Source organism: Bradyrhizobium sp. 521_C7_N1_3 (genome assembly GCF_052075975.1).
Lineage (GTDB): Bacteria > Pseudomonadota > Alphaproteobacteria > Rhizobiales > Xanthobacteraceae > Bradyrhizobium > Bradyrhizobium japonicum.
The window spans coordinates 2,644,087-2,661,505 of sequence record NZ_CP197232.1 but is presented as its reverse complement, the minus strand read 5'-3'; the positions used below and the strand labels follow the sequence as shown (position 1 = coordinate 2,661,505).

Sequence of the window (17,419 nt, the reverse complement as noted above, 5' to 3'; positions counted from 1 at the left end):
CTCAGGAAGAGCCGACCTCGATCCGGTACGACAGTCCTTCGTTCGCGCCGGGCGCGATGTGCATCAGACCCGGCTTGTCGCTGAACTCGCCGTCGAAACCGACGGGACTGGCATAGCCGCGCCAGGGCTCGATGCACAAGAACGGCGCGCCTGTCGGTTTCGACCAGACGCCGAGCTCGCGAAAACCGCGCCATGACATTTTGAGCCAGGGCCCGGCGCCCTGCCCGGCCGCATAGCGGACCGCATGGCTGTTGACGGGATCGAGGATGACGGCGTCATTGGTAAACAGAGCTTCGGATAAGGGAAGCACGGTGCCTCTGACCGGGCTCGGATCCGTTGCCGCGAGCAGGAGTCCGCCCTCGACACGGCGAACCGGAGACGGCTCCTCGTTCGTGAACGTCAGCGTGTAGCTCTCTTTCGACATTCCAGGCTGAAGCGGCCAGTTGAAGGCGGGATGGCCGCCGAGCGACACCGGCAATGTCTCCTTGCCTGTGTTCACGACCGTGAGCGAGAGATCGAGACCGGCGGCGTCGATCACATAGGTGGCCGTCAGGCGAAATGCGAACGGATAGAGTGCGCGCGTTGTCTCGCTGTCTTCGAGCGCTAGCGTGCAACGGTTCTCGCCGCGCTCGACCCACGCGAACCGGCTGTCGCGCGCAAAACCGTGCTGGGTCATCCGGTAGGTCTTGCCCCGGTGCCGCATTTCGTCATTGGCGAGACGCCCGACGATCGGAAACAGCAGCGGCGCGTGGCGCGGCCAGGCCGGCCCCGCCTGCCAGACAAATTCGACACCGCTGCCGTCCTTCAACGAGCACAGCTCGGCGCCGTGTGCCTTGATGGCCGCGGTGAGTCCGCCACTGCGGATCGTATGCGTGTCGTCGGTCATGACAATCTCCATCGCGGCAACGAGGCCAAACGCGGCGACCTGATGCGACCTGATCATATCGCATCAGAAACAATTTCGCCCGCCCCAGGATGAGGCGGGCGAAGCCGAACTTCAAACGACTGGCTTAAGCCTGGGACGATCGCCCGATGCTCTCGTAGGTGAAGCCGGCGGCTTGCATCTCTTCGGGCGGGTAGATGTTGCGGAGATCGACCACGACGGGCTGGGTCATGGCCGCCTTCAGCCGGTGGAGATCGAGCGCGCGGAACTGCACCCATTCGGTGACGATGACGAGCGCATCGGCGCCTTGCGCGCAGGAATAGGCATCCTCGCAATAGGTGATGTGCGGCAGCTCGCCCTTGGCCTGCTCCATGCCGACGGGATCGAAGGCCTTGACCGTCGCGCCCATGTCGATCAGGCCGGTGACGAGCGGGATCGACGGCGCATCGCGCATGTCGTCGGTGTCGGGCTTGAAGGTGAGGCCGAGCACGGCGATGGTCTTGCCGCGCAAGCTGCCGCCGAGCGCCTGGCTCACTTTTCGCGCCATCGCGCGCTTGCGGTTCTCATTGACCGCCAGCACGGATTCGACGATGCGCAAGCTCACGTCATAGTCCTGCGCGATCTTGATCAGCGCCTTGGTGTCCTTCGGGAAGCAGGAGCCGCCGAAGCCGGGACCCGCGTGCAGGAACTTGGTGCCGATGCGGTTGTCGAGGCCGATGCCGCGCGCGACCTCCTGCACGTTGGCGCCGACCTTTTCCGAGAGGTCCGCGATCTCGTTGATGAAGGTGATCTTGGTCGCGAGGAACGCGTTCGCGGCGTATTTGATCATCTCGGCGGTCCGGCGCGCCGTGAACATCAGCGGCGCCTGGTTCAGCGACAGCGGGCGATAGATGTCGCCCATCACCTTGCGGCCGCGCTCGTCAGAGGTGCCGACGACGACGCGATCGGGGTACTTGAAGTCGCGGATCGCGGCGCCCTCGCGCAGGAATTCGGGGTTGGAGGCGACGACGACGTCGGCCGCGGGGTTGGTCTCGCGGATGATGCGCTCGACCTCGTCGCCGGTGCCGACCGGGACGGTGGACTTGGTCACGACGACGGTGAAGCCCGACAGCGACTGCGCGATCTCGCGCGCGGCGGCGTAGACATAGGACAGATCAGCGTGACCGTCGCCGCGGCGCGACGGCGTGCCGACCGCGATGAAGACGGCATCGGCATCCGCGACCGGCTTCGACAAATCGGTGGTGAAGTCGAGCCGCTTGGCCTTCACATTGGTCGCGACCAGCTCGTCGAGGCCGGGCTCGTAGATCGGAATCTCGCCGCGATGAAGCGCCGCGATCTTCTTCTCGTCCTTGTCGACGCAGGTGACGTCGTGACCGAAATCCGCAAAGCAGGCTCCGGACACCAGTCCCACATAGCCCGTTCCGATCATCGCGATTCGCATGAAAAACTCTTTCCGTTGAAGACGGATGCTCCACTGAACACCCTAGACCATTTCTGTATCCGGCCGCACGCCCAACATTAGGGCAGGTTGCTTCGCGAACCGAATAAACCTTAACCGCCGCGCGTGACAGGCGTTGCGGTCATCTCCTGAAATACGCGACATGCATTGGTTGCATTCTACGTATGCGACAGATACGCCTCGTAAGCGCGTCTCACGCCATCCTCGAGCGAGGTCGTGGCGCGCCAGCCGAGCTTGGCGAGACGACTGACGTCGAGCAATTTGCGCGGCGTGCCGTCGGGGCGCGAGGTGTCGAAACCGATCTCGCCGCCGTAGCCGACGATGGCGGCCACGACGCGCGCGAACTCGGCGATGGTGATGTCCTCGCCGGTGCCGATGTTGACCAGCTCCTCGCTCGAATAGGTCTTCATCAGGTGCACGCAGGCATCCGCCATGTCGTCGACATAGAGGAACTCGCGCCGCGGCGTGCCGGTGCCCCACACGATGACGCTCTTTGCTCCCGAAACCTTCGCCTCATGGAAGCGGCGGATCAGGGCGGCCACGACGTGGCTCAGCTCGGGGTGATAATTATCGCCGGGACCGTACAGATTGGTCGGCATCACGCTGATGAAGTCGCTGCCATACTGACTGCGATAGGCCTCCGCCATCTTGATGCCGGCGATCTTGGCGATCGCATAGGGCTCGTTGGTCGGCTCCAGCGGACCGGTGAGCATGGAATCCTCGCGCAAGGGCTGCGGCGCCAGCTTCGGATAGATGCAGGACGAGCCCAGAAACATCAGCTTCTCGGCGCCGTTCTGATGCGCGGCCTGGATCACGTTCGCCGCGATCGCGATGTTGTCGTAGATGAACTCGGCGCGCAGCGTGTCGTTGGCGACGATGCCGCCGACCTTGGCCGCGGCGAGGAAGATCACTTGCGGCCGCGTTTTCGCGAACCAGTCGAACACGGCGGCCTGGTTGCAGAGATCGACCTCGCGCCGGTCGACCGTGACGAGATGCACGTCCTCCCGCGCCAGCCGGCGCAGCAGCGCGGCGCCGACCATGCCGCGATGGCCGGCGACATAGACGCTCTTGCCCTTCAGCTCAAACGGTGCGTTTGCCACGGCCAGCATCCCGTTTTGCCTCGGCCAGATCGCTCGTCATCATCTCCTCGACGAGCTGGGCAAAGCTGCGCTTCGGCGTCCAGCCGAGCACCTCGCGCGCCTTGCTGGCGTCGCCGACGAGGAGATCGACCTCGGTCGGACGGAAATAGGTCGGATCGATCTTCACCACGATCTTGCCGCTCGTCTCATCGACGCCGGTCTCCTCGACGCCCTTGCCGCGCCATACGATGCGGCGGCCGACATGGGCAAAGGACAGCTCGACCATCTCGCGCACCGAGCGCATCTCGCCGGTGGCGAGCACGAAGTCGTCAGGCTTGTCGGCCTGCAGGATCCTGTGCATGCCCTCGACATAGTCGCGGGCATGGCCCCAGTCGCGCTTGGCTTCGAGATTGCCGAGATAGAGCGTCTGTTCCAGCCCGACCTCGATACGGGCGACGCCGCGGGTGATCTTGCGGGTCACAAAGGTCTCGCCGCGGATCGGGCTCTCATGGTTGAACAGGATGCCGTTCGACGCGAACATGCCGTAGGCTTCGCGGTAGTTCACCGTGATCCAGTAGCCGTAGAGTTTGGCAACGCCATAGGGCGAGCGCGGATAGAACGGCGTCGTCTCCTTCTGCGGGATCTCCTGCACGAGGCCATAGAGCTCGGAGGTCGAGGCCTGGTAGAACCGCGTCTCCTTCTCCATGCCGAGGATGCGGATCGCTTCCAGGAGGCGCAGCACGCCGATGGCGTCGGCGTTGGCGGTATATTCCGGGCTCTCGAAGCTGACGGCGACGTGGCTCTGGGCGGCGAGATTGTAGATCTCGGTCGGCCGGATCTGCTGCACCAGGCGGATCAGATTGGTCGAATCCGTCATGTCGCCATAGTGCATCAGGAACGGCACGTTGCCGACATGCGGGTCCTGGTAGAGGTGATCGACGCGCGCGGTGTTGAACGAGGACGAGCGCCGCTTGATGCCGTGCACGACATAGCCGAGCGACAGCAAATATTCGGCGAGATAGGCGCCGTCCTGACCGGTCACGCCGGTGATGAGAGCGATCCGCTCAGCCATGATCCGCTCAGCCATGGGCCCGCGCCTGGTTCGGGGTCAAAGAGGTTCAGAGGGACGGGATAACCACCGTTCGCGCCCGCTGACAAGGCCGCCGGGGGTCAAAAGCGCAAGAACCAGCTCAAGAACTGGCTTAAGAACGGCGTTCCCGGGCGACACGCAGGTGCCGCCCGCGGGATCAGACGCCGTGGTACTTCCGGTACCATTCGACGAAGCGGCCGAGGCCATCCGCGATCGACGTCGACGGCGAGAAGCCGACGTCGCGCTGGAGCGCGGAAATGTCGGCGCGCGTCTCCAGGACGTCGCCGGCCTGCATCGGCAACAGCTGGCGGATCGCCGGCTTGCCGATGATCTTCTCGAGCGTCTCGACGAACTCCATCAGGTTGACCGACCTGTTGTTGCCGATGTTGTAGACGCGATACGGCGCATAGCTCGACGAATTTTCCGGCCGCTCGGCATTCCATGCGGGATTCGGCGCCGCAGGCCGATCGAGGGTGCGGATCACCCCTTCGACGATGTCGTCGACATAGGTGAAGTCGCGCCACATGTCGCCTTTATTGAAAATCCTGATCGGCTCATTCGCGAAGATCGCGCGCGTGAACAGATAGGCGGCCATGTCGGGCCGGCCCCACGGGCCGTAGACGGTGAAGAAGCGAAGCCCGGTCACCGGCAGCTTGTGAACATGCGCAAACGTATGCGCCATCAGTTCGTTGGCTTTCTTGCTTGCGGCGTAAAGGCTGACCGGATGGTTCACCGAATGCTCGGTCGAATACGGCAAGGTGCGGTTGGCGCCATACACCGAACTCGACGAGGCGTAGACGAGATGCGCCAGACCATGGCGCCGGCCGGCTTCGAGCACGGTGACAAAGCCGTCACAATTGGCCCGGATGCTGGTGATGGGATCGTCGATCGACGCGCGCACGCCCGGCTGCGCCGCCAGATGCACGACGCGATCGGGCGAGACCTCGTCGAAGACGCGCGTCACGGCGGCGAAGTCTGCGAGATCGATCTTGTGGAATTTGAACCCTGGACGGTGTTCGAGCGTTGCGAGACGCGCACGCTTCAGCGCGGGATCGTAATACGGAGTGATTGCATCGATGCCGACGACTTGCTCGCCACGTGCCAACAGCCGTTCACAAACATGCATTCCGATAAAGCCGGCAGCGCCGGTAACGATCACTGGCCGCAAAGTTGTCATCTCGTTCATTCCGCGGAGCATTGCCAGACCAGGACATGAGAGGCAAGGTTTGGACAGTCACGACAATCATCAAATCAGTCGGCCCATGTAAGCGCATCGAAATGTGTAGGAAACATGATGGCGTCATGCACCATCGCATGCTATCCGCCTGCAAGGATGCTCGGACGATAGCGCCACATGTGCTAGACGTCATAGAACGTATATTCGGCGCCTGATGCTCAGTCTTCGGGCATTGTTCGCGCAAGAACCCGCAAAGAAAAAGATCGACTTTGAAACTCTCCATCAACGGCAGGTTCCTGTCACAATCGCTCACGGGCGTGCAGCGTTACGCCGCCGAGATCGTCAAGGCGATGGACCGCTTGCTCGCGAGCGGAGAGGCTCCACAGCAACTTCTGGATGCAGAGTGGCAAATCCTTGCGCCGCCGAATGCGCAGACGCTTCCAGGTCTTCGCCGCATCGCCATCAAGCAGATCGGATCATTGCAGGGGCACGCGTGGGACCAGATCGATCTGGCGCGCGCCGCAGCCGGCACCCGTCTCGTCAGCCTCGCTAATTCGGGCCCCGTACTCCACCGCGACCATCTCGTCGTGATTCACGACGCGCAGGTTTTCCGGCGGCCGGACTTCTTCAGCTGGCGCTACCTCGCCCTGCACCGGACACTCGGCCATCTGCTGGCGCGCACGGCAACGATCGCAACAGTTTCGGCGTTTTCACGCAACGAACTTGCCGAGGTGCTGTCGCTGGATCCGGCTTCGATCCCCGTCATTGCGAACAGCGCGGAACATTTCGCGACCGTCGCGCCCGACTTCTCGATCATCGACAAGCTGCGTCTTGCGCCCCATCAATTCTTCCTCTTCGTCGGCTCGATGACGAAGAACAAGAATGTCGATACGGCCATTCGCGCCGCCGAGCAGCTTGGCCGCGCCGACTTTCCGCTGGTGGTGGTCGGAGGCGATAACAGCAAAGTGTTCGGAGGCGCGGCCACGGAATCGAGGTCCGGCGTCATCATTGCCGGGCGCCTGAAGGACGAGGAGATTGCTGCACTGTTCTCCCAGGCCGCCGCATTCGTGTTTCCGAGCCTTTATGAGGGATTCGGCGTGCCTCCCCTGGAGGCGATGTTCTTCGCCTGTCCGGTGATCGCGAGTTCCGCCGACGCCGTGCGCGAGACCTGCAACGATGCTGCGGTCTATTTCGATCCGCTCAACGCGGACCAGCTGTCGGCACGGATGCGCGAAAGAATCGAACTCGGCAGGATCTCGCCGATGGAACAGGAGAAGCAGCGGCAGCGCCTTACGACATATTCCTGGGCCAAGTCTGCCGCAGCGATGCTCGAATTCCTCGCCAAACCGACACCCCAATCCACATCCGACCGTGCGAAACAATGACGCGGCCCGATTATTGCTGCTTAGCGAGGTTAGACGTGCGTCTGCAAGATCCGGCGTCTCCAGTATCTGGCGCCTTCAAGACAAGGAAGGAATGACCGTTGTCCAGCGGCCTGAAGATTCTGCATGTCGCCGAAACGGTCCGTGGCGGCATCGCGACCTACCTCAACGAGCTACATCCGCACCAGAGCGCGAGCTTCGGTCCCGGCAACGTCAACTATGTCGTTCCCTCCGACCATCGCAGCGACCTGGTGAACATCGAGGACGACGCGGTCACCACGTTTCCGCGCGACGGACGCAACGCGGTCGGCCTGTTTCGCATGCTGTTCGCGACCATGCGCGCGGTCCGGCAGCTTCGTCCTGACATCATCCACCTGCACTCGTCGTTCGCCGGGCTCGTGGTGCGCCCGGTGCTCTGGCTGACCTATCGGCGCTCGCGCATCGTCTATTGCCCGCACGGCTGGGCCTTCGGCCGCGAGACCGGCCGCCTCAGCCGCGAGGTGACGAAGTTCACCGAGCTGGTGCTGTCGAAATTCACCCATCGCATCGTCTGCATCTCGGAAAGCGAGCAGGCCGACGCCAAGCAGGTCGGAATCGCGGCGAATCGCCTGGTTCTTGTGCACAACGGGATTTCCAAGCAGCGTCCTGCGCTCGACAAGGGCGCGGCGCAATGGCGGTCGGAGAAGATCAAGGTCCTCTTCATCGGGCGCCTCGACCGTCAGAAGGGCTACGATCTCCTGATCGAGGCCGCGCGCGCACTCGGAGACAAGCTCGACGTGCGCCTGATCGGCGCCTCAGTCGTCAGCAAATTCCGCAGAAGCGATCTGCCGGCCAACGTCTCGTTTCTGGGCTGGATGAACCGCAACCAGATCGAGGCCGAGCTCGAACAGGCCGACATGGTCGCGATTCCCTCGCGCTGGGAGGCGTTTGGCCTGGTCGCCATCGAGGCGATGCGGGCGGCCAAGCCGATCATTGCCTTCCGCATCGGCGCCCTGCCGGAAATCGTTGAAGACAATGCGACGGGCGTGCTGTGCGACGAGGTCTCGGCCGAAAAACTGGTCGAAGGTTTTCAACGCGCAACCAGGCTCGACCTCGCTGCGGTCGGCCGTGCCGGATATGAGCGTTTCACCCGCCTCTACGACATCGAACAGACCCACCGCACGCTCAGTCAGGTTTATGCAGACGTCGTGCATGTGCGGATGAGCGAATCCGGGCAGCAAGCGAAGTTGCAGTCCGATTTGCCGAACAATCTGCGACCGTAGCAACAGGCCGATCAGGCCAGCCGGCGGACATCGCCCTGCGCGAACTCGCCATCATTCACGCGGTTATCGGAGAACGACCACGCAATGGCCGATGCGACGATCATCGCGCAGGTGAGAAAGCCGGCCGCGAACAGCAGTGATCCGGTGTGCAACATCGTCTTCGCCTTCCTTTTGTTTGGCCGACCACTAGCCGGATCAGGATTAGGAAGACCTTACGGACGCCAGCGTGACGCCAGCTTCCAAATCTAAGCGTTAACGGAGGTGGAATCCCGTTGCAGAAACATTGGTCCGATGCCCCCGGCGAGAACGTCCGCTCGGGCGCCATGCCCGCCGCAGGACGACAAAAACACAACGCAGGATCACTCAGGACGGGATCCAATACTTGAAGTTTATGGCGATGTCATCTCGCGACAATGCGGTCGCATTTGCAGTCTGTCGCCGCGCGCTGCTCATTAATTCGATCGCGATGCCAATCGTGACATCGATCTGACACGTGTATGTCTGGTTTACGAACTGCTTATTTAAGAGGATGTTCCGCACAAATTTTGGACAGAAATTTCGGCGTGTATCCACGTTCACAAGTGGCAATAAGGTCACAGCCACAAGTGCTTTACCATAAAGTCGAAGACGTAGCAGTGACTCCGCAGCACGGGATTTGTACGGTGATTCCGATTTTAGATGAGTGTGAGGGAATAGTGGTGGCTAAGACCGAACGTTTTGATTTTGATTTCGGTATTAGCCGAATCCTGGCTGTCGCTGCGATCAGCTTCTCCTTGTCGGGTTGCGGTAGCTTCATTCCATTAGACGCTCCTGATGCGGTCGCTACGCAAACAAATGCGGCGCTGATCACCGAGCCGAGCGCGCCGCTCGCCTATGCCCTGATGCCGGTCAATCCGGCGATCCTGCAGGCGACCAACGCGTTCACGGACTCCGCCGGAATGGTGTTCTCCCGCCTTCCCGGCGGCAACTACCGCGACGTCACCATCGGCATCGGCGACATCGTCACCGTGACCGTGTACGAAGCGCAGGCAGGCGGCCTGTTCATTCCACGCGAAGCAGGCGTGCGGCCGGGCAACTTCGTGGACATTCCGCGACAGCAGGTCGACCAGTCCGGCAACATCAACATCCCCTACGCCGGATCGATCAAGGTCGCAGGGCTGACGCCGCGCGCCGTTTCGAACATCATCCGCGAGCGCCTCAAGGACCGCGCCATCGACCCGCAGGCCGTCGTGAGCGTGGCCGAACAGCGCGGCAACCAGATCAGCGTGCTCGGCGAAGTCAACTCGCCGCTTCGCTTCCCGGTCGATCCGGGCGGGATTCGTCTGATGGGCGCGATCGCGCGCGCCGGCGGCCCGAAATATCCGTCCTACGAGAGCACGATCACGATCAAGCGCGAGGGCCGCACCTACAGCGAGACGATGTCCTCGGTCGTGCACAACCCCAACGAGGACGCGCTGCTCGCTCCGGGCGACGTCGTCTTCCTGACCCGCATTCCGCGCGTCTACATGGTGTTCGGTTCGACACCGTCGCCGGGATCGATCGGCGGCACCAACAACCGCCGCTTCTCGTTCGAGAACGACAACATGTCGCTGGCTGAAGCCATCGCGAAGGCAGGCGGTCTCGACGGCGCCCGTGCGGACTCCAAGTCGATCTACGTCTACCGTTTCGAGCCCAAGCCGCTGCTGGAGAAGATCGGCATCGCCGTATCCCAGTTCCCGACCAAGTCGGTCCCTGCCGTCTACAAGTTCGACATGAGCAAGCCGGACGGCTGGTTCCAGGCGGATACGTTCAGGATGCGCGATCACGACGTGATCTCGGTGGCGGAATCGCCGTCGATCGAATTTATCAAGCTCATGAACCCGCTGAACGCGGCAACCACCAACGCGGACAACATCAGCTCGGTGGTCGTGAACTCCAAATAGCCCAACTCAGCGCGCTCAATGACGAGCGCGCAGACAAGGCGGCCCCACCGCATTGGGGCCACAGAAGAGTATTAGCCTTGTCGGGTTGACGCGAGCAGGAGTGGACACGAGCGTGACCGAGCAAAACAGGAAACGCGCCCTGCGTCGTTTCCGGATGTTGATGTGCGGGCTCTGCGTCGCGGCCGGCCTCTCATATCCCGCAGACGCCCAGAATGCGCAGCCGCTCGATCAGCGCTTCCTGCTGGGCGTCGGCACGCACCAGGGCCTCGGCGGCGTCACCAGCGCCCGCGGCTATGTGCCCGCGACCGCCATCAAGCAGATGAAGGAGCTGGGGGTCACCTCGTTCCGCGACGACTTCCCCTGGTCGGATTTCGAGCTGCCCGGCAAGCGGCTCGGCTTCAATGCCCTGAACGGTCGTCTCGAGACCCAGATCAGATCCGGCGTCGGAATTCCGCTGCTCATTCTCGGGACCGGCCATCATCTCGTCCCGAATTCCGATCCGCCGACGACCGACGAAGCGCGCCAGAGATTCGTCACCTATGCCGCTGCAGCCGCGCAAGCGGTCGCATCGCGGCAGCCGATCTTCGAGTTGTGGAACGAGTACAATCTCAGAGCCCGCGCGGAGCCGCTGTTCACCGTCGAAAATTATGTGACGCTCGCCCGATTGGTGCAGCCCGCGGTCAAGCAGGCGGCGCCATCCGCGCCCTTCGTGGTCGGAGCGCTGGGCGACGATCCAGGCTGGAAATGGACCGACGCCCTGCTGAAGACCGACCTGCTTCGTATCGCGGACGGGATGTCCATTCACATCTACAACCATTGCCTGTCACCGGCCGGGCGGACCGCAGCCGAGGCGATCGAACGGCTGCAAAATCTTCATCAACGCGTCGCACAGGCGACCGGCAATCCCGACTATCCGATCTATCTGACCGAAACGGGCTGGCCGACACCAACCGCGAAATGCGGCGTGACCGAGCAGCTCGCCGCCGACAACATGGCGCAGATCATCCTGTGGGCCTCGACCGCCGGTCCCTGGCTCAAGGGGATATGGCTCTACGAGCTGAAGGACAGTGGGACGAAGCCTGGTGAACTGGAGGACAATTTCGGCATTTATCATTTCGACAATTCGCCGAAGCCTGCCGTGTGTTCCATTCGCGAAAGCTGGGCTTTCATCCGCACCAGCCTGAAGGCAACGCGAACCACGCCGGCGCCCGGCGTCGTGCAGATTCGCAGTGACAGTGGATCGGAAACGAAACTCGCGCTTTGGTCGGAGACTGCGTCGAAGCGCTTCGAAGTTCGATTAAAAAATGCGGACCCCAATGCCGAGATCAGATATGTATGTCAGCAAGCGCCGGCCCCTGCCGCCGGCGCCTGGACGGCGTTATCGACAACGCCGTTGCTTGTCAGCGTCAAGGGCACGGCCGTGCCGGATTTCGAGATCCGGCCATCGAACTGACGCTGCGGCGGGCTGCTAATCCGAGGCTATCCTTGAAAATACTGATCGTTAACACGCTCTATCCGCCCGAGATCATCGGGGGCGCCGAAGTGTCTGTGTCGCTGCTCGCGGAGGCGTTCGTCCAGCGCGGCCATCAGGTGTCGGTGGTCTGCCTTCAGAACAAGCAGGAACGTACGATCGACGAACTCAGGGGCGTGCGCGTATACCGCGTGCCGATGGACAACGATTACTGGCCGTTCGGCAACGACAGGAAGCCCTCCTCGGTCCAGCGCCTGAAGTGGCATCTCAAGGACACATGGAATCGCAAATCCGCGGCGCGGTTCGCCGAAATTCTCGACATCGAGAAGCCCGACGTCGTCCACACCAACAACCTCACGGGCTTCTCGGTTTCGCTGTGGTCGGAAGCCAGGCGGCGCAACATCAGGATCGTGCACACCCTGCGCGACTATTCCCTGCTCTGCAAACGCTCGACGCTGTTTCGGGGCGATGCGACATGCGCGCAGCGCTGCACCGTCTGCGCCGCCATGACGTCGCCTTATCTGATGGCCTCGCGTATGGTCGATGCGGTGGTCTCGAACAGCCAATTCGTGCTCGACCAGCACACCAGGCTGAAATATTTCCCCGGCACCGATGGCCGCGTCATCTTCAACATCGCCGATCCAAGCTCCGTGGTGCCGTCACCGGCTTCGAGCTCGAATGATCTGATATTCGGGTTCATCGGGCGGCTCGAGGCTGAAAAAGGTATCGAGGTAGTCCTCAAGGCGGCCGAGCAGCTTCCCGACGAGGGCTGGCAACTGAAAATTGCCGGAAAGGGGCTTGAGGATTACGTGCGGGGGCTAAAAAGCCGCAGCGGAAAGAAGATCGAATGGCTTGGCTTTGCCAAGGCAGCTGAATTCTATGCCAGCATCGACGTCTGCCTGGTGAGTTCGGTCTGGCCGGAGCCGCTGCCGCGCACACTGATCGAAAGCATCAACGCCGGCCGGGCGACGATTTGTTCGACGGCCGGCGGGATTCCCGAGATCGCGGGGTTTTCCAATATGGTTGGATCCTACGAGCCCAGCGATCATAAGCGACTGGGAGAATTGATGCTGAAGGCCGTCAACGAGAGGTCACACTGGAAAGTCTCACGGCCTCCGCAGCCAGGATTTGCCGAGAGGTTTTCGGCGGATTCAGTGACAGGACAATATTTGGACGTGTATTTGAACAACAATCAAACCAACCGGCAATAAGCCGAAACGGAGATTTCAGCAAAGCCATTTGGCAGGATAGCTGGACAGACCTTTTCGATGAAGATCCTTATCACGTCATCCCTCTATCCGACGCCGTTGGCACCGAAGGTGGTCGGGGGCGCGGAAACGTTCGTCCGCCGCCTCGCCGAGACCCTGGTCGGGCAGAACGACGGCGTGGAAGTGATACGAGCCGCGTCCGCATCGAACCAGCAGATGGAGACCTGCAACGGCATCGACGTGTATTCGGCGCCCGTACACAACATCTATTTCCCTTTCGCCAAACAGCATAGCTCACCGGTGCGCGGCATCTGGCACGCGATCGAGGACTGGCAGACAATGTCGGAGCTCGTTGCGGCGCGCATCAAGGCCTTCAAGCCCGACATCCTGCACTCGAACAATCTCTCCGGCCTGACGACCGCGGTGTGGCGGACCGCCGCCGAGCTCGGCATTCCGGTCCTGCACACGCTTCACGACTATTATCTCACCTGCCCGCGCTGCTCGCGCTTCTCGGACGGACATGCCTGCGAGTCGAGCTGCATGAGCTGTCAGATTCTGACCCTTCGCCGTCGCGGGGCGACGCGACATCTGGACGCCGTCGTCGGCGTCAGCCAGCGCATTCTCGACATCCATACCCAGCTCGGCCTGTTCACCCAGACACCGCGGAAGATCGTCATTCGAAACGCCTCGACCGCCGACGTCGGCAACGCAGACGCCGCGATGGTCGACGGCACCGTCACGTTCGGCTTCATCGGGCGCCTGACCGAAGAGAAGGGCATCTACAATCTCGTTCGCGCCATCGCGACGATTCCGCCTGACCGGTTTCGGCTCGTCATCGCAGGCCACACAACCGAGAGCCAGCAGAAGCAGCTCAAGGCGCTCGCTCCGAATGCACGGATCGAATTTCTCGGCTTCGTACAGCCGAAGCAGTTTTACGAACTGGTGAACGTCGTGGTCGTACCCTCGGTCTGGGAAGATCCCTGCCCGCTCGTCGTCGCCGACGCGCAGGCCGCCTGCAAACCCCTGCTCGGCACGCCGTTCGGCGGCATTCAGGAAGCGATCAAGCCCGGCGTGACCGGCTGGCTGACGTCGCCCGATCCCGCCTCGATCGCCAAGAGCATTTCGGCGATCATCGAAGCGCCGCAGCAGATCGTGGAGATGAGCGAGCGATTGAAGTCCGGCATCGACAAATGGGTTTTTGACGACGTCGTCGCCGGCTATCGCAACGTCTACGACGAGCTCACGCGCGGCCGCGGCACGCCTCGCACATAGCCTGGCTGACGCAGATGCCGCCAATGGCCCTCAACCATCCCGCCATGTTCTTTCTCACGCATTGCCAGACATGATCAGCCTGCTCGCATTCGGCAGCTATATCTACCAGAGTGCGTCCGCGATCATTCTGATCTTTGCCGTCAGCCATATCCTCTCGCCGGCCCAGTACACCTCGTTCTCGCTGGCTCTGGCGACGAGCCAGTTGTTCTGCGTCTTCGTGTTCGAATGGCTGCAGCTGGCCGGCGTTCGTTTCCTTGCCGCAGCTTCCGGAGAAGAAGCCGCGCGCCTGCGGTTCTCGCTGTTCAGCGCCGGGCTGCTGAGCGCGCTGGTGCTGCTGCTCGTCGGCGGCGTGGCGGGACTGCTGGGCACGCTCGAGACGAGCGTCGTCGCCCTCGCGCTGGCGATGGCCGTGCTGCAAGGCGCCACCGACCTCTATTTCATGATCGTCCGCGTGTCCGACCGGCTGGGGACCGCGTCCATCCTCCTGATTCTGCGTGCCAGCGTGCTTCTGGCCGGCGCCGTCGCGGGCGCGCTGCTCCACGGCACGGCTGCAGCGACGCTGTGCGGCATGGCCGCGAGCTACGGCGCGGTGCTTCTCCTGAGCCTGATCGTGCATCGCACTTCGCTACGGCGCGCGTCGCGACACGCCATGCTGACCGACTGGGGCAATTTCTGCCGCTACGGCATCATGGCTGCGGCCGCCTCCGTCATTCATCTCTCCGTACCAGTCACCTTGCGCCTGATCGTGATCGCCACGCTCGGCCGGGCGTCGACCGGAGCGGCCGGCTTCTCGATGGCGATCGACCTCCTGCAACGCCCGTTCTCGGTCCTGGTGGCCGCCATCCACACCGTCTGCTATCCCAATGTCGTGGTCCAGTTCGAGCGCGGCGTCGACGGCGAAGCGCGCAGGGCCACCGCCCGCATGCTCGAATTCATCCTCTGCGCGACGATCGTGATGCTGGGCGGGCTGATCGGCCTCCTGCCCGACGCGGCGCATCTGTTCGTGCCCGCCGATCTGCTGGTCGATTTCCTCAACGCGGCGCCGGTCGCGGCGATCTTCTACTTCCTCCACACCCACCTTCAAGCCACGCTCGCGATCGTGCCGCATCTGACCAAATCGGCGATGAGGCTGGTGGTCGTCGCGGCGTGCCAGCTGCTGCTGGTGTCGGCGGCGTCCTCGATCGGCGCGTTGCTTCACATATCGGTGGCGGGACAGATCGCGAGCGCGGCCTTGGCCACCGCGCTCATCATCCTCTTCGCCAGCGGTCCGCTGATCCGGTTCAGGGCGGCGCCAAAGGCGCTGCTGATCCTGGAAGCTACCGTCGCGGCTGCCGCGATCGCGATGCTCGCGGCAGCTCCGTCGGACTCCCTGACCTGGCTCGCGGGAAAGATCGTCTTTGCCGGCCTCGCCGTCGTTCTGGTGACGTGGCGAGGCGATCTGCTGGCCTCCGCACGCAGTTAAGATTTAGGCCTTCACCGCGTGAGCCAGCGCGTTGCCGCTGGTATCGCCGGTCAAACCGTAGATCCTCAGGGTCTCGTCGACCATCGGCCCGACACCGAAATATTGCTGGGCGCGCGCAAGAGCATTGCGCGACAGCGCGGCGCGCATCGCAGGGTCGGCCACCTTCTCGAGCGCACCGACGAGCGCGTCGACGTCCTCGAATGGCACGATGAAGCCGGTCTGGCCCTGGATGATCTGGTCAGTCGCGCCGCCCGCCGGAGTCCGGACCGGAACGAGGCCCGTCGCCATGGCCTCGGCAACGCCGAGCGGAAATCCCTCGAACCGGCTCGGCAGCGCAAACACGTCGGCGGCCCAGAGGATTTCGCGGACGTCGCCCATGAACCCGAGGAACTTGAAGGTGTCCTTGTCCTTCTCGCCGGCATAGGCGAACGACTTGATTTCCTTCTCGCGCTCGGCTCCGCCGCTGCCGACAAAGTAGCATTTGATGTCGATCGGCGAAGAACTGGCGCTGTCGCGGATCTTGCGCGCCGCCTTGATGAGGAGGTCGTGGCCCTTCACCCAGGCGAGACGGGCCGCCAGCAGGCACATGAACTCACCGTCGGCGACGCCGAATTTCGCGCGCGCATCGCGGCGCTCGGCTTCCGAGGGCGGGCGGAAGTGAACCGTGTCGACGCCACCATAGACCTTGGCGATCCGGTTCTTGCCGAACAGCACGTAGCGTCGCAGATGCCGGAGCGATTCCTCCGACATCAGGATGAGGGTGTGGGGAAAGAAGAGGTTGAAGAACAGGACCTGGACCGGCCTGAAGGTCGATTGCGGCGCATTCTGCACCTTCTCGATGTTCCCGAGCACCGAGGGATGATAGGTCGCAACGCAGCGCGCGCCGGTGAGCAGCGCCAGCAGCCTGCCCCACATCAGCATGCCCAGCCCGTGGACGTTGATCACGGTGATGTTGTTCTTCCGGATCAGCTTCAACAACTGCATGAAGATCGACAGCGAGGGCAACTTCCGAAGTCCCGGAATGACGTGCCATTCCTTGACGGCCGCCGCCAGCTTCTGACGCTTGTATTCGGACTTCTCGTCCGAGCGCACGGCACCGGAGACCAGGTGGATCTGCACGCCCCGGCCATGCAATCCCGTGGCCAGGGTCTCGCAATAGGATGCAATCCCGTCATTGCAATTCACGACCTCAACCAGAAACATGACATTCGGGGCGGGATCTTGCATGGGAATGGCCTTACTCCGTTCAATCGACGACATTTCGGTCAGTGCTTAGCGGCAAATTCCATGCCGTGCCAGCGGTTTGCCCGCAACAGCATTGCGCGCCTAACATATTGACGTTGCGGATCTGCGACACTCCGCCCCGGCACTGCAGACGACGTCCGAAGTCCGCTTCTCGGGTTCGCGCCTTCCGCCCGAAGTCGGCGTTCCCCCTCAAATTCTGCAAGCAACGCCCGGTTGAAACGTCCCCCGGCCCCTTGCCCGCCGAGTCCGCGACCGATTGTCCCGCCGTCAACGCACCGAACGCCGCACCTCGTGCACAAAGATTGGACCGCTCATCTGGTCGGTGTCGTTCGTTCGAGTGAACCTGCACCTCAACGAGGCGTTTCTTCATCGCTTAAAAACAGACTCGATATCCTTCTGCATGGACGTCGACACGAATGTCGCAGCGACCAGGAGAGAAAACAAAACTCCGGTAGCGAGTTCCGTAGATGTACTTTCTCGTTTCCCGACTGCACGCGGGAAAATTCG

General features: G+C 62.6%; 14 protein-coding genes. 7 read left to right on the top strand and 7 right to left on the bottom strand.

The window, feature by feature from the left end; all coding sequences use genetic code 11:
* Window position 1: 1 nt before the first annotated feature.
* The 5 genes from AB7008_RS12010 to AB7008_RS11990 form a co-directional block, all read right to left on the bottom strand.
* Complete coding sequence (locus AB7008_RS12010; protein ID WP_441258852.1) at window positions 2–886, bottom strand: aldose 1-epimerase family protein; 885 nt, start codon at window positions 884–886, stop codon at window positions 2–4.
* 124 nt (window positions 887–1,010) lie between these two features.
* Window positions 1,011–2,324, bottom strand: a complete 1,314-nt coding sequence (locus tag AB7008_RS12005; protein ID WP_041960701.1) for a UDP-glucose dehydrogenase family protein — start codon at window positions 2,322–2,324, stop codon at window positions 1,011–1,013.
* Between the two features lie 176 nt (window positions 2,325–2,500).
* Window positions 2,501–3,451 carry a GDP-L-fucose synthase gene (fcl, locus tag AB7008_RS12000; protein ID WP_441258851.1) on the bottom strand — a complete coding sequence of 317 codons (951 nt, stop codon included), beginning with the start codon at window positions 3,449–3,451 and terminating at the stop codon, window positions 2,501–2,503.
* A complete protein-coding gene (gene gmd / locus AB7008_RS11995; protein WP_441261202.1) occupies window positions 3,423–4,493 on the bottom strand; it encodes a GDP-mannose 4,6-dehydratase in 1,071 nt (356 codons plus the stop codon). The genes fcl and gmd overlap by 29 nt, the downstream gene beginning before the upstream one ends.
* 175 nt (window positions 4,494–4,668) lie before the next feature.
* Window positions 4,669–5,688: an NAD-dependent epimerase gene (locus tag AB7008_RS11990; RefSeq protein ID WP_304492932.1), complete on the bottom strand. Its 1,020-nt coding sequence runs from the start codon at window positions 5,686–5,688 to the stop codon at window positions 4,669–4,671.
* A 269-nt stretch (window positions 5,689–5,957) separates the two neighbouring features.
* Between AB7008_RS11990 and AB7008_RS11985 the strand changes: the two genes are divergently transcribed.
* On the top strand, window positions 5,958–7,073 hold the full coding sequence (locus tag AB7008_RS11985; RefSeq protein ID WP_248881609.1) for a glycosyltransferase family 4 protein: 1,116 nt from the start codon (window positions 5,958–5,960) through the stop codon (window positions 7,071–7,073).
* 98 nt (window positions 7,074–7,171) lie between these two features.
* Entirely contained in the window at window positions 7,172–8,332 is a 1,161-nt protein-coding gene (locus AB7008_RS11980; protein ID WP_028159080.1) for a glycosyltransferase, read from the top strand.
* Between the two features lie 11 nt (window positions 8,333–8,343).
* Here the strand turns inward: AB7008_RS11980 and AB7008_RS11975 are convergent, their stop codons facing one another.
* Window positions 8,344–8,487 carry a hypothetical protein gene (locus AB7008_RS11975; protein WP_014497502.1) on the bottom strand — a complete coding sequence of 48 codons (144 nt, stop codon included), beginning with the start codon at window positions 8,485–8,487 and terminating at the stop codon, window positions 8,344–8,346.
* A 543-nt stretch (window positions 8,488–9,030) separates the two neighbouring features.
* Between AB7008_RS11975 and AB7008_RS11970 the strand changes: the two genes are divergently transcribed.
* From AB7008_RS11970 to AB7008_RS11950, 5 genes are all read left to right on the top strand, one after another.
* Complete coding sequence (locus tag AB7008_RS11970; protein WP_304492930.1) at window positions 9,031–10,254, top strand: polysaccharide biosynthesis/export family protein; 1,224 nt, start codon at window positions 9,031–9,033, stop codon at window positions 10,252–10,254.
* A gap of 160 nt (window positions 10,255–10,414) precedes the next feature.
* Entirely contained in the window at window positions 10,415–11,707 is a 1,293-nt protein-coding gene (locus AB7008_RS11965; protein ID WP_304494138.1) for a hypothetical protein, read from the top strand.
* A complete protein-coding gene (locus tag AB7008_RS11960; protein ID WP_304492929.1) occupies window positions 11,590–12,936 on the top strand; it encodes a glycosyltransferase family 4 protein in 1,347 nt (448 codons plus the stop codon). The genes AB7008_RS11965 and AB7008_RS11960 overlap by 118 nt, the downstream gene beginning before the upstream one ends.
* Before the next feature lie 57 nt (window positions 12,937–12,993).
* Entirely contained in the window at window positions 12,994–14,205 is a 1,212-nt protein-coding gene (locus tag AB7008_RS11955; protein WP_028159076.1) for a glycosyltransferase family 4 protein, read from the top strand.
* Between the two features lie 70 nt (window positions 14,206–14,275).
* Window positions 14,276–15,667: a hypothetical protein gene (locus AB7008_RS11950; protein WP_028159075.1), complete on the top strand. Its 1,392-nt coding sequence runs from the start codon at window positions 14,276–14,278 to the stop codon at window positions 15,665–15,667.
* A gap of 3 nt (window positions 15,668–15,670) precedes the next feature.
* On the opposite strand, the gene AB7008_RS11945 is transcribed toward AB7008_RS11950, so the two are convergent.
* On the bottom strand, window positions 15,671–16,894 hold the full coding sequence (locus AB7008_RS11945; RefSeq protein WP_441258850.1) for a glycosyltransferase family 4 protein: 1,224 nt from the start codon (window positions 16,892–16,894) through the stop codon (window positions 15,671–15,673).
* Between the last annotated feature and the right edge of the window lie 525 nt (window positions 16,895–17,419).

Bases quoted from the DNA above. Each gene is read 5' to 3' on its own strand.
- AB7008_RS11990 (WP_304492932.1), bottom strand. From the start codon at position 5,688: ATGACAACTTTGCGGCCAGTGATCGTTACCGGCGCTGCCGGCTTTATC.
- AB7008_RS12010 (WP_441258852.1), bottom strand. From the start codon at position 886: ATGACCGACGACACGCATACGATCCGCAGTGGCGGACTCACCGCGGCC.
- fcl (WP_441258851.1), bottom strand. From the start codon at position 3,451: ATGCTGGCCGTGGCAAACGCACCGTTTGAGCTGAAGGGCAAGAGCGTC.
- AB7008_RS11945 (WP_441258850.1), bottom strand. From the start codon at position 16,894: ATGCAAGATCCCGCCCCGAATGTCATGTTTCTGGTTGAGGTCGTGAAT.
- AB7008_RS11960 (WP_304492929.1), top strand. From the start codon at position 11,590: ATGTCAGCAAGCGCCGGCCCCTGCCGCCGGCGCCTGGACGGCGTTATC.
- AB7008_RS12005 (WP_041960701.1), bottom strand. From the start codon at position 2,324: ATGCGAATCGCGATGATCGGAACGGGCTATGTGGGACTGGTGTCCGGA.
- AB7008_RS11975 (WP_014497502.1), bottom strand. From the start codon at position 8,487: ATGTTGCACACCGGATCACTGCTGTTCGCGGCCGGCTTTCTCACCTGC.
- AB7008_RS11955 (WP_028159076.1), top strand. From the start codon at position 12,994: ATGAAGATCCTTATCACGTCATCCCTCTATCCGACGCCGTTGGCACCG.
- gmd (WP_441261202.1), bottom strand. From the start codon at position 4,493: ATGGCTGAGCGGATCGCTCTCATCACCGGCGTGACCGGTCAGGACGGC.
- AB7008_RS11950 (WP_028159075.1), top strand. From the start codon at position 14,276: ATGATCAGCCTGCTCGCATTCGGCAGCTATATCTACCAGAGTGCGTCC.
- AB7008_RS11965 (WP_304494138.1), top strand. From the start codon at position 10,415: ATGTGCGGGCTCTGCGTCGCGGCCGGCCTCTCATATCCCGCAGACGCC.